Origin of the sequence: Amycolatopsis sp. NPDC051045 (assembly GCF_040682955.1) — a bacterium.
Taxonomy (GTDB): domain Bacteria; phylum Actinomycetota; class Actinomycetes; order Mycobacteriales; family Pseudonocardiaceae; genus Amycolatopsis.
The window spans coordinates 207,982-220,158 of record NZ_JBFBCC010000009.1 but is presented as its reverse complement, the minus strand read 5'-3'; the positions used below and the strand labels follow the sequence as shown (position 1 = coordinate 220,158).

The 12,177-nt window shown below is 71.2% G+C and carries 11 protein-coding genes; 5 read left to right on the top strand and 6 right to left on the bottom strand.

The window, feature by feature from the left end:
* Positions 1 to 77: 77 nt before the first annotated feature.
* The 5 genes from AB0M80_RS22850 (at position 78) to AB0M80_RS22830 (ending at position 6,145) form a co-directional block, all read left to right on the top strand.
* Positions 78 to 1,418 (top strand): hypothetical protein, encoded by a 1,341-nt coding sequence (locus AB0M80_RS22850; RefSeq protein WP_364568150.1) that lies wholly within the window; start codon positions 78 to 80, stop codon positions 1,416 to 1,418.
* A 67-nt stretch (positions 1,419 to 1,485) separates the two neighbouring features.
* Positions 1,486 to 2,136, top strand: a complete 651-nt coding sequence (locus tag AB0M80_RS22845; RefSeq protein ID WP_364568147.1) for a Crp/Fnr family transcriptional regulator — start codon at positions 1,486 to 1,488, stop codon at positions 2,134 to 2,136.
* Positions 2,137 to 2,229: 93 nt separating this feature from the next.
* The gene (locus tag AB0M80_RS22840) at positions 2,230 to 3,030 is read left to right on the top strand and encodes a hypothetical protein (protein WP_364568144.1); all 801 of its coding nucleotides are present in this window, start codon (positions 2,230 to 2,232) and stop codon (positions 3,028 to 3,030) included.
* Complete coding sequence (locus AB0M80_RS22835) at positions 3,027 to 4,907, top strand: hypothetical protein (RefSeq protein WP_364568141.1); 1,881 nt, start codon at positions 3,027 to 3,029, stop codon at positions 4,905 to 4,907. Before AB0M80_RS22840 ends, AB0M80_RS22835 begins: the two co-directional genes overlap by 4 nt.
* Positions 4,907 to 6,145: a hypothetical protein gene (locus tag AB0M80_RS22830; RefSeq protein ID WP_364568138.1), complete on the top strand. Its 1,239-nt coding sequence runs from the start codon at positions 4,907 to 4,909 to the stop codon at positions 6,143 to 6,145. Before AB0M80_RS22835 ends, AB0M80_RS22830 begins: the two co-directional genes overlap by 1 nt.
* Here AB0M80_RS22830 and AB0M80_RS22825 read toward each other — a convergent pair.
* From AB0M80_RS22825 to mihF, 6 genes are all read right to left on the bottom strand, one after another.
* Positions 6,142 to 8,235, bottom strand: a complete 2,094-nt coding sequence (locus AB0M80_RS22825) for a primosomal protein N' (RefSeq protein WP_364568136.1) — start codon at positions 8,233 to 8,235, stop codon at positions 6,142 to 6,144. The genes AB0M80_RS22830 and AB0M80_RS22825 overlap by 4 nt on opposite strands.
* Before the next feature lie 105 nt (positions 8,236 to 8,340).
* Entirely contained in the window at positions 8,341 to 9,543 is a 1,203-nt protein-coding gene (gene metK / locus AB0M80_RS22820; RefSeq protein ID WP_364568570.1) for a methionine adenosyltransferase, read from the bottom strand.
* Between the two features lie 93 nt (positions 9,544 to 9,636).
* Entirely contained in the window at positions 9,637 to 10,857 is a 1,221-nt protein-coding gene (coaBC, locus tag AB0M80_RS22815; protein ID WP_364568133.1) for a bifunctional phosphopantothenoylcysteine decarboxylase/phosphopantothenate--cysteine ligase CoaBC, read from the bottom strand.
* On the bottom strand, positions 10,850 to 11,119 hold the full coding sequence (gene rpoZ, locus AB0M80_RS22810; protein WP_364568130.1) for a DNA-directed RNA polymerase subunit omega: 270 nt from the start codon (positions 11,117 to 11,119) through the stop codon (positions 10,850 to 10,852). The genes coaBC and rpoZ overlap by 8 nt, the downstream gene beginning before the upstream one ends.
* A complete protein-coding gene (gene gmk, locus AB0M80_RS22805) occupies positions 11,116 to 11,784 on the bottom strand; it encodes a guanylate kinase (protein WP_364568128.1) in 669 nt (222 codons plus the stop codon). The genes rpoZ and gmk overlap by 4 nt, the downstream gene beginning before the upstream one ends.
* Positions 11,781 to 12,098 carry an integration host factor, actinobacterial type gene (mihF, locus tag AB0M80_RS22800; RefSeq protein WP_003096398.1) on the bottom strand — a complete coding sequence of 106 codons (318 nt, stop codon included), beginning with the start codon at positions 12,096 to 12,098 and terminating at the stop codon, positions 11,781 to 11,783. The genes gmk and mihF overlap by 4 nt, the downstream gene beginning before the upstream one ends.
* Positions 12,099 to 12,177: the final 79 nt, after the last annotated feature.

Here is a 12,177-nt window from a genome sequence, read left to right as displayed (position 1 = left end):
CCGACTTATGCGGGTTACGCGGGTGGCGCGGTCGCCGGAAGACTCGACCGCGTCACCCACGCCGTGGAGGGAATCCCGTGCGCCTGTCCGCTCTGCTCCCCCTGCTCGCCGCCGTTCCGCTTTTCGCGCTTCCCGGCACCGCCGTGGCCGCGCCCGGCTGCTTCGACCCGGCCGCGCCGCTGACCGTGGAGGAACAACGCCTGACCGCCACCCTGCCGGCCGGCGGGCCCGCCGTCGGGCCCGAGCTCGTCCGGCTGGCCGGGCTCGACCCGTTCGTCGCCGACGTGAAGCACGACCTCTGCGCGGCGCGCACCCCCCGCCGGGCCGAACGCGTCGTCACGCAGGCCGGCGCCCGGCTGTGGCGGACGGCCGTCGACCGCGCCCAGGGCCGCCGTCCCGATCTCGGCACCCTCGACCGGTTCGACGACCGGCCGCTGTACTGGGCCCGGCTGCAGCTGAGCAGCGCGCTCCGGCAGTGGCGGCCGTCGTTCCCGCTGCCGGACCGGAAGGCCCTGCTCACGGCGTTCGACCGCGGCTCCCGCGGCCTCGACGACGTCCGGTTCCCGCTCGGGAAGACGCGGCGGGTCATGGTGAGCGGCTTCGACCCGTTCCAGCTGAACGGCCCGGGGCTCACGATTTCGAACCCCGCCGGGGCGTCGGCGCTGCAGCTGGACGGCCGGGTCCTCGACACCCCCTCGGGCCCGGCCGTGGTCCAGGCGGTGAGCTTCCCGGTGGTGTGGGGGTACTTCGACGAAGGCATCGTCGAGGCGGCGTACGGCCCGGCTCTGCGCGACCGGGCACGGCGGCCGGACGTCGTGCTGACGATCAGCCAGGGCCGCCCGGGCCGGTTCGACGTCGAACGCTGGGCGGGCGCCTGGCGCGGCGGCTTCCCGGACAACAACGACGCGTCGGTGACGGGCGGAGTCCCGCCGGCGGCGGGCTGGCCGCAGCCGGACGTCCAGTTCATCGAGACGACGCTGCCGTACTCGCGGATGCTCGAGGTGCCCGGCGCCTACCCGGTGAACTTCAACCAGGCGTTCTGCGTGTGGCCGGACGCGGCGCACCCGGGCACGGGCACGCCGGTGTGCCGTTCGGACGCCCCGGCGCCCGGGGAGATCGCGGCTTCGGGCGGCGGCGGGAACTACCTGTCCAACGAATCGATGTTCCGGGCGAACCGGCTCCGGCTGGGACTGGGCCTGACGTCGGTGGCGGGCGGTCACCTGCACACACCGGTGCTGGGCCAGCCGACGGGGTTGACGGACCCGGCGTTCGAATCCCGCCGGCAGGCGATCGCGGCCCAGGTGATTTCGTTGACGGCGGCCGCCGCGGGCGGACCCGGCCCGGAAATCCGCCCGCAGCAAGCAGAATCCCCGCAGGCGGCGCTGGAATCCTTGTCAGGCACGGTGTTGGGCCGCTGATCCGGCGGAAGTTACCGCGCGCGATTCGTCATTGTGCGCACGAGTCGTAAAGGGTATATCACCAAGTGTGACACGTGGGTTTCGCGCGCTTCTGGGAGAGGACCGATGGAACCGGCTCCTGAACCATGGCGTCGAGCGGGTGTACCCGCCGGGAAGCCGCCTGCTCCAGCAGGGCGATCCGGGCTCGGCGGTTCTCGCCCTGGTTTCCGGACGCGTCAAGGTCCTCGGCACCGAACCCGACGGCGGACAACTGCTGATCACCCTGCGCGGAGCCGGAGATCTGGTCGGCGAGATCGCCGCCCGGCGGCTGTCGAAACGCACGGCCACCGTCGAAACGATCGATCGCTGCACGGCCCGCGTCCTTTCCGTCGACCGGTTCAACGCGTTCCTGAACAGGTACGACGGACATCCGGCCCTTACCGATTACCTGGTCACGAAACTCTCCCAGACGGTGCCATACCAGGTGGAACTCGTGCACTTCGGCCCCGAACGCAAAATCGCGCGCCTGCTACTCGAGGTCGTCGCACTCGCCGACTGGTCATCGGCCAACCCGGACCGGATCCCGTTCTCCCAGCAGGAGGTAGCCGACGCGCTGGGCATGGCGCGCAGCACCGTCGCCCTGCACCTGCACCGGCTCCGCGAGATCGGCGCGCTTCGAACCGGGCCGCGTCTGATGGTTTCCGACCTCGAGGTACTGAAGGCCTCCGCGGGAGTGTGATACAGATCACTTTTCAACTGTCCGGCGGCGGACAGTACACGCTTGCGATCCTCGCCACCCTCGTCGTCGGAGCTCGACGACAAGGAGAAGCACGTGACGCGAACAACCACTGAACTGCCTCCCTACCGGGCCCTGCTCGCCGTGGACATCAGGGACTTCAGCGGCACCCTCGGAAAGGACCACGCCCGGATCACCGATGCGGTGCCGACGATCCTGCGTTCCGCGTTCCAGCGGTGCGGCCTCGCCGACGCATGGGCGGAGAAGCGGTTCGGCTTTGGCACCGGCGACGGCTATGCGCTCGGGCTGCCCTCGGCCGTGCTGCCGTTCTTGCTGAACCCGTTCCTCTCTGCTCTGCAGGAGGAACTCCTTTACCGCGACGAAGTGGACGCCGACCCGGTGCCGTTGCGGATGCGCGTCAGCGTCCACGTCGGTCCGGTGACCGATTCGGGGCAGGGACTGCTCAGCGAAGGGAGCGGAACTGCTCGCATCGAAACGCATCGGCTGCTCGACGCAGCGCCGGTCCGTGAGCTGCTGAACCGGTCCGGTCCCATGACCCGGGTGGCGGCGATCGTCTCCGCCCGCGCGTACCAGGACGCCGTGCTCTCGGGATACGCGGCGGACGCGCCCGAGCACTACGTGCCCGCGCCGGTCGAGGTCAAGAAGCTGGTCGACACCGGCTATCTCCGGGTGCCTTCTCCCAGCGGCGACCTGCTTCGCGACGGGTTCCTGTCGCGCATCGCCGATCCGGCGGCCGCCGAGGACGAAGCCCGCCGCGGCGGCGAGCCGGACCAGCCGGGGGACGGACCGCGGAACGCTTACACCTTCCACGGTTCCGGCTTCGTCCACGGCGGCACCGGCGACCAGTACAACCGGCCCGACGACCTGCGGCCGTGATCACCGTGCCGAACGACTACACGTTCGACGGTCCGGGCTTCGTCCACGGTGGCACCGGAGACCAATACAACTACCTCGTCGCGGAAATGCGGCGACGGCGACCGGCCCGGTTCGTGGCGGGGGAACACATCAGGTGGCTCGCCCAGCGTTTCATCCGGCCCGAGCCGCTGACCGGGAGTGTGTTACGGGATTCGCACACCCTCGTCCTCACCGGCCCTGAAGGCGCCGGCCGCCGCAGCGCCGCACTGATGTGCCTCACTGAGAAGGCGACCTTGGATGCCGGCCGCCTGCGCGAGCTTTCCGACCGCAGCGAAGACGACGAACCCGCCTTGGACCCAGCGGACATCAGACCGGGTGAACGACTCCTCCTCGACCTCACCCACACCGATGAAGAGCACGTCCGCGGACTCCGCCGCGAACTCGAGGGGTTCCGCGCGGCCGTCGACGACCACGACGCCCGACTCGTCGTGGTGATCCGGCGCGAGCAACGTGCCCTGTTGCCCGAATCGCTCACCGCCGCGATCACACCGATCGACCGGCCCTCGGGGGTCGAGGTGTTCGAGGCGTATCTGTCCGCCGAAGGCTTTCCTCTACCCAAGCCGTTCGCGGCGCCGGAAGCCCTCGTTCCGTTCCTGGCGACGTCACCGATGCGCGAAATCGCGGAACTGGCGTCGTTGACCGCGACGGTGGCCCGGAGAACCGGGCGCGGGTCGGTCGCCGAGTGGGCGCACGAGGCCGTGGAGGCGCACTCCGAGCGAGGCGAGCAAGCCGCCGCTTTGTTCCACGAGCACCAGGATCCCAGGCTTCGTGCCCTGCTCGTGGTCTCGGCGTTCCTCCCGGGCGCGACGTTGGAGGTGATGGTCGAAGCCGAAGACGCCTTCAGCCGGATCGTGAACCTTCCTCGCGAGGAAAAGCACACCCTCGACGGCAGCTACTTGGCCGAGCGGATGGCGAAGGTCAGACTGCACACCGACGGCCGCAAGGCCGTCGAATTCAAAGAGCTGGCCCTCGACAAGGCCGTGCGAACGCACTTTTGGACCTACTTCCCGGATCTGCGCGTCAGGATGGCCGAATGGGTCGCGGCGGTGACCGCTCTCCCCGGCGTCGAGGCACCCGTCGCCGCAGCCCTCGTGGACCACTACGCCGACCAAGTCCTCACGACGGGCCCGGTCGCTCCTCTTCAAGACCTGGCGCGCCAGTGGTCCACCAACCGCGACCGGAAAGTCCTCGCGCTCCAGGTTTTGGACGCCGGCCTGCAAGACGCCACGTACTCACCGGAGTTCCGCCGGTTCGTCTACCAGCGCGCGCGGAACCCGAGCACCGAAGCCGGGTTCGCCGAGGTGTTGATCGAAGCGTGCACCGAGACAATCGCACCGGACCGGCCGACACAGGCGATGGTGCGCCTGCACTACTTCACCGGGCACAACGACCCTTCCGTCCGCGCTCTGGCCCACTGGCGTCTGCTCACCTTGGTCAGCGCCCGGGGTTTCGAGCGATGGCTGCTCCACCGCTTGGCCACCGTCGGCCCACGGCCGGCCGACAACGCGCTCCTGCTGGCGCTGGACATACCCGCACGGATGGCCGCCGAACGCGGCGCGAAGGCCGACCTCTGTGTCCTCTGGCACCGGCTGCTCGCGGACGGGATCGGCACGCTGCCGGAGGCGTCGGTGCAACGCTGGCTCGACCAGCACCCCGCCCTGCTCGTCGAAGCATGTCATGGGCGGGCACACCTGCTCAGTACGCTCTACGCGTTCGCTCGTGACCAGGTGGATCGGGCGGTCGACGCGGAAGCACGGCAAGTCCGGCGGGAAAGCGCGATGACGCTCCAACACCTCATCGATGGCGCGATGGTGCCCGTCCGTTCCCAGGAGCTGTGATGAGCAAGGAAATCACCGAAACGATCGTCGGCGGCGCTATCGCCCTGCTCCTGTCCTTGTGCGCCGGCCTCGCCGCGGACTGGCCCGTTTGGGTTACCGTTCTGGTGGCAGCCAGCGTCGTCGTCGTTACGGTGCTGGGATTGCGCAGCCGCCGCTTCCGCAACGAACAAGCGCAGCTCCGTGCGGAAGCCGCGTACCGGCAGCAGAGGGCAGCGCAGCAAACGCCGCCGCCCCCGCCACCGGCCCCCGGACCGCCACCGAGCGGAGCCGTCGCCCCGATGTCGCTGCCCAGCTCACTGGACGGCATCCCGTTCACCTTCGGGTGCACGGTCCACTGGAATCCGGTCGACCCGCGGCTCGAGCAGGGGCACGCCGATCCGGCCGCGGTCGCCACCGCGGCGATCGTGGAACGGGCCCGGGAGATCAGCCGGTCCCACCACCCGGACGACGACGCTGTGGTCCATGCGCTGGCCGCGGCTCTCGGGCGGCCCGCCGTCACTGCCGACCGGCAGCTGCAGGCTTGGGCGACCGACGTGAAGGCCGATGTCGGTCAGCGACACCGGGAACACCTCAACGCTCTTGCCACTCTGCGCAGGCAGCAACAGCTGCAGGAACAACGCATCGCGAACCAGCGCATGATGCGCACCTACCTGGGCGACGAAGTCCTGACCGATGTCGGCAGCACAGTCGTGTGGTGGCTCGCACGAAACGAAGAGGGGGTACGCGAGACCGTGGATCTCCTCGGAACGCTGGCGAGGCTCTCCGCGGCCGCCAACAACGCGGAAGTGGACGAGTTGTACCAGCACCTCCTGCCGGAAAGAATCGCTCCGCAGCCGACGATGCCGGCACCGTCGTTCTTCACCTCGCCGGAGCCGGCGGTTGTCGGCGACGGCGCGGGCGAAGCCGATCCGGCGGCGGAACAACGAGGTGGCGGCGTCGATCTGCTGCCCGATCCGGACGACTCCCGGAACAGTCTCTTCGGGCACCAGTTGGCGGATCTTGCCGAGCGGCACGGACACTCCGAGCTGGCCCAGGAGTTCCGCGAACGGTACCGGACGATCGACGCCACCGAGCCTCCCGATGCGGCTGTTCCCCTCGATGACCAGCATGGCTTCTTCGGGCGCGAGGCAACCGCCACGGAGTCTTCGACGGGGAACGGCGCGGTCCCCCAATACCCGGATGACGCCGGCCGGGAACCACAGGAGGAAGACCGGCGTGACTGGGGCGCCGGGGGCTAGATGAGGTCCAGCGGGTCCACCTGGACGCGGATCGGCTCGGTTGCCTTACGGGCGTCGCGGCGGGCCGCCGCCGCGTGGATGGACGCCGCCAGGGCCTTGCCCTCGGCACGGGAGACGCGGACCAACGCCCGCTCGCGCTCCGCGTTGCCCTCTTCGTCGAGTTCGCCGATCGGGACCGGGCCCAGTACTTCACCGGACGAAGGCAACGGGAGATCCGCCAAGAACCCGGCCACCGCATCGGGGCTGCCCTCGACGCTCGCCATGCGCATCGCCGGGGGGAAGCCCAGCTCGCGGCGCTCCGCCAGCTCCTGGGCCGCGTGCCAGGCCGGGTCCCAGCGGACCAGCGCCTGCACCACCGCGAGCCCCGCCTCCGCGCCGACGATCACCCGGCCGCCGTCGGATGCCGGGCGGACCAGGGCCGCCGCCGCCATCCAGCGGCGCAGGGTCTCCTCCCCCGCCCGCAGGTCCTGGCGGCCCAGCAGGGCCCAGCCGTCGAGCAGCAGCGCCGCGCCGTAGCCGCCTTCCGCCACCGGCTCCGCACCCGGGGTGCACACCACCAGCGACGGTTTGCCCGGCACCGACGCCAGGACCTCTGCCGCGCCGGACGTCCGGATCGGGATGCCCGGGAACGCGCGGCCGAGCTCCTCCGCCGTCCGCTTCGCGCCGACGACCACCGCGCGCAGCCGGACCGAGCCGCACGCCGGGCAGCGGAACGCCGTATCCGGGACGCCGCACCAGCGGCACGCCGGCGGTTTCGGCTGCCCGTCGAGCGATCCGCCGGGCAGGGCCAGCGGCCCCGCGCACCGGCGGCAGTGCGCGGGCGTCCGGCAGTTCCCGCAGGCCAGGCCGGGCACGTACCCGCGTCGCGGCACCTGCACCAGTGCCGGGAGGTTCGCCGCGAACGCCTGCCGCGCGGCCTCGAACGCCACCGCCGGCAGCCGCGCCACCCGGGCGGCCTCGTCGCGGGCGAGGTCGAAGTCCTCGCCGACCGGGGTGACGCGGGGAGCCGCAGACCGCAGCACCGCGCGCTCGGCCAGCACCGGCGCGGCCCACCCGGATTCGACGAGCAGCTGGGCCTCGGCCGTCCGGGCGAACCCGCCGACCAGCAGTGACGCCTTCGCCGCGTGCGCGCGGTCCATCAGCACGTCCCGGACGTGGGGGTACGGCGCGTGCTGGTCGAGGTGCAGGTCGTCGCCGTCGTCCCAGACGGCGAACAGCCCGGGGTCGTGGACCGGCGCGAACATCGCCGCCCGGGTCCCGACGACCACCCGGACCGCACCGCGCAGCACGGCCAGCCAGCGCCGGTACCGCTCGGCGGGCCCGAGCCCGGCGATCAGCGCCACCACGGCGTCCTCGCCCACCAGCGCCGCGCAGGCCTCGTACACCCGGGTCAGATCGCGGTGGTCCGGCACCACCAGCACGGCCCCGCGGCCCGAAGCGGCCACCGTCGCCGCGGCCTCGGCGAGCCGGCGCGGCCAGTCCTCGCCCGGCAGGGCCTGCCAGACGGCGTTCGCCGGCTTGCCCTCGGCGAGGGCCTCCAGGAACGCCGGGCCGCGCTGGTAGCGCCCCCAAGCCGCGGTGTCGGGCGGCTCCGGGAGAGCCGCGGGTGGTGGCGGCGGCTCGCCCTCGGCCTTCGCGTGCCGGGGCGGGAGCGCGAGCCGCAGGACGTCGGACAACGTGCCGCCGTAGCGGTCGGCGACCGACCGGCACAGCGCGTGCAGCGACGGCGGCAGCACCGGCTCGGCCGACGTCACGCGGTCCAGGAACGCCAGCTTGCTGCCGTAGTCGCTGGTCTCGCCGCGTTCGATCAGGTAGCCGTCGACCAGCTGGCCGGCGAACCGGACGCGGACGCGGCACCCCGGCACGGCGGCGTCGTGCAGCTTCTCCGGCACGAGGTAGTCGAAGGTGCGGTCCAGGTGCGCCAGCGGGATGTCGACGACGATCCGCGCGATCGGCCGCTCGGGCGCGGGCTGCTGGGCACCCTTCGGCTTCTGCGCCTTCGACGGTTTCCGGGCACGCGACGGCGCCGCCTTGGCGGGAGGCGGCTCCTCCGGGAGCTCCCAGAGGGCGGCGGACTCGGAACTGCTCACGCCGTGATCTCTACCAGACCCCACCGACAGCCCCGGCGCCAGAAGCCGTGAATGCCACCTTGAGGGACTCAGCGTCCCTCAAGGTGGCATAAGCGGCTTTGCGGGTCAGGCTCCGGCGGCCGACTTCAGGGCCTCGGCGCGGGCCGTGCTCTCCCAAGGGAGGTCCAGCTCGGGACGGCCGAAGTGGCCGTACGCCGCCGTCGGCGCGTAGATCGGGCGCAGCAGGTCGAGGTCGCGGATGATCGCCGCCGGCCGCAGGTCGAAGACCTCGATGATGGCCTGCTGGATCTTCGACGGGTCGACCGTCTCGGTGCCGAACGTCTCGACGAACAGACCGACCGGGGCCGCCTTGCCGATCGCGTAGGCGACCTGCACCTCGGTCCGCGTGGCCAGCCCGGCCGCGACGACGTTCTTGGCCACCCAGCGCATCGCGTACGCGGCGGAGCGGTCGACCTTGGACGGGTCCTTGCCGGAGAACGCACCACCGCCGTGGCGGGCCATGCCGCCGTAGGTGTCGACGATGATCTTGCGCCCGGTCAGCCCGGCGTCACCCATCGGGCCGCCGATGACGAAGCGGCCGGTCGGGTTGACCAGCAGCCGCGCGCCGGAGGTGTCGATGCCCAGGCCTTCGAGCTCGGGGCCGACGACGTGCTCCTTGACGTCGACGCTGAGCATCCGGTCCAGGTCGATGCCGTCGGCGTGCTGCGAGGACACCACGACCGTGTCGAGGCGCACCGGCTGGTCGCCGGCGTACTCGATGGTCACCTGGGTCTTGCCGTCCGGGCGCAGGTACGGCAGCACGCCGTCCTTGCGGACCGCGGTCAGGCGCTTCGACAGCCGGTGGGCCAGCGCGATCGGCAGCGGCATCAGCTCGGGGGTGTCCGAGCAGGCGTAGCCGAACATCAGGCCCTGGTCGCCGGCACCCTGGCGGTTGATCTCGTCCTCGTCCGACTCGACCCGCGACTCGTACGCGGTGTCGACGCCTTGGGCGATGTCGGGCGACTGAGAGCCGATCGCGACGTTGACGCCGCAGGAGTTGCCGTCGAAACCCTTGGCGGAGGAGTCGTAGCCGATCTTGAGGATGACGTCGCGGACGATCGTCGGGATGTCGGCGTACGCCTCGGTGGTCACCTCACCGGCCACGTGCACCTGGCCGGTGGTGATCAGGGTCTCGACCGCGACGCGGCTGCGAGGATCCTTCGACAGGAGACCGTCGAGGATCGAGTCGCTGATGGCGTCACAAATCTTGTCGGGGTGCCCTTCGGTCACCGACTCCGAGGTGAACAATCTGCTGCTAGACGCGGTCACGGTGGCCGTCACTTCCTCACCTAGACGTCGGATGCCCCGAAACTTAGGCACCCCTTACCTGTGCAAGCGTACTGACTATCGCTCGGGGGACAGTCAACGCTTCATGAAGCTCACAACAGCGTCCCACACCGTGGACGCCAGTTCGGCTTTCTGCGCGAGAGGTAGGGGTTTTTCCGTGGAATCGGCCCCTAGGAGCCAACCCGAGTTGTCTTCGGTGCCGAAGGCCTTGCCGTCCCCGACGGCGTTGACGACCAGCAGGTCGGCGCCCTTGCGCTTGAGCTTCGCGCGGGCGTGGTCGAGGACGCTGCCGTGCTCGTCGCCGGTTTCCGCGGCGAAGCCGACGACGACCTGGCCGGGCCGCCGGTGCCGCACCAGTTCGGCCAGGATGTCGGCGTTGCGGTCGAGCGTGATGACCGGGTCCGGCTGGTCGTCGGACTTCTTGATCTTGTGCTCGGCCCGGTTGGCCGGCCGGAAGTCGGCGACGGCGGCGGCCATCACGACGACGTCCGCGGACCGGAACGCGGCGTGCACGGCCTGCCGCAGCTCCTCGGCCGTCGACACGTGCTGCACGGTGGCGCCGGCCGGGTCGGGCAGGGCGACCGTGTGGGCGGTGACCAGGGTGACGTCGGCGCCACGCTGGGCGGCGACGCGGGCCAGCGCGTAGCCCTGCTTGCCGGACGAGCGGTTGCCCAGGTAGCGCACCGGGTCCAGCGGCTCGCGGGTGCCGCCCGCCGACACCACCACGCGGACGCCTTCGAGGTCGCGCGGGAGAGCGTCGGGACGGGCCAGCAGCAGCTTGGCGAGGTCGACGATCTCGGCCGGGTTCGCGAGGCGGCCCTTGCCGGTGTCGGCCCCGGTCAACCTGCCGGCATCCGGCTCGGTGACGACCACGCCGCGCGAGCGCAGCAGGGCCACGTTGTCGCGGGTCGCGGGGTGCTCCCACATCTCCGTGTGCATCGCCGGGAAGAAGGCGACCGGGCACCGGGCGGTGAGCAGGGTGTTCGTCAGCAGGTCGTCCGCGAGGCCGTGCGCGGCCTTCGCGAGGAGGTTCGCCGTGGCCGGGACGACCAGGACGAGGTCGGCCTCCTTGCCGACGCGGACGTGCTGGACCTCGGGCACCTCGGTGAACACGCCGGTGTGCACCGGGTGCCCGGAGAGGGCTTCGAAGGTGGCCGCGCCGACGAAGTTCAGCGCGGCTTCGGTGGGGACCACGCGGACGTCGTGACCGGACTCGGTCAGCCCGCGCAGCACCTCACAGGCCTTGTAGGCGGCGATGCCGCCGCCCACGCCCAGGACGACGCGGGGTTTACTCACCCTCGGTGTGCTCGAGCAGGCCGCCGTGGATCTCGCGCAGCGCGATCGAGAGCGGCTTCTCGCGCGGGCCCGGCTCGACCAGCGGGCCGACGTACTCCAGCAGGCCTTCGCCCAGCTGGGCGTAGTAGTCGTTGATCTGGCGGGCCCGCTTGGCCGCGTAGATCGCCAGCGCGTACTTCGAGCTGACCTTCTCGAGGAGGTCGTCGATCGGCGGGTTGGTGATGCCCTCGAGCTCTTCGTGCAGGGGCGCCTGGGTCGTCACTCGTGGTGCTCCGAATCCGTTGGGCTACCGGCGGCAAACTGCTCGCCGGTAATCAAGTTTAGCAAGTGCTCGGCGGCCTCCCGCACGTCGGCGTTGACGAGGCGGTGGTCGAACTCGCCGGCGGCGGCCAGCTCACGCTCCGCTTCGGCCAGCCGGGCCTGCACGGCGGCTTCGTTCTCGGTGCCGCGCCCGGTGAGCCGGCCGACCAGTTCCTCCCAGGACGGCGGCATCAGCATCACCAGCCGGGCCTCCGGCATCGCCGCGCGGACCTGGCGGGCGCCCTGCAGTTCGATCTCCAGGACGGCCGGGCGGCCTTCGGCGATGGCCTTCTCGACCGGCTCGCGGGGGGTGCCGTAGCAGTTGCCCGCGAACTCGGCCCACTCCAGCAGCCGTCCGTCGGCGACCATGGTGTCGAACTCCACCCGGTCGACGAAGTGGTAGTGCGCCCCGTCGACTTCGCCGGGGCGCGGCTTGCGCGTGGTGACCGAGACGCTGAAGTAGATGTCGGGCTCCAGCTTCCGCAGCTCGCCCACCACGCTCGACTTCCCGACCCCCGAAGGCCCCGATACGACGGTGAGCCGGTGCCGGGAGAGGTCCCCCGTCACCGGCTCACCGCCGCGGTCGGCGCCCCGGCTCACCGGGTAGTCCTGACCGACGCCGTTCACTCGCCGCTGAACTCGGCCAGCAGCGCCTTGCGCTGCCGGTCGCCGAGGCCGCGAAGGCGACGGCTGGGGGCGATCTCCAGTCGTTCCATGGTCTGCTGCGCGCGGACCTTGCCGACGCCCGGAAGGGCCTCGAGCAGAGCCGAAACCTTCATCTTGCCGAGGACTTCGTTCTCCTCGGCCTGCTTCAGCACGTCGACCAGAGTGGTACCGCCCCGCTTCAGCCGCTCCTTCAGCTCAGCACGGATGCGGCGGGCGGCGGCGGCCTTCTCCAGCGCCGCAGCGCGCTGTTCCTCTGTCAGCTGGGGAAGTGCCACGTTTTCCTCCGGTAGTTCTCAAAACTGGGTGGGTGACGCGACGGTACCCACCCGTGAGCACCGGCCACAATGCGGGGGT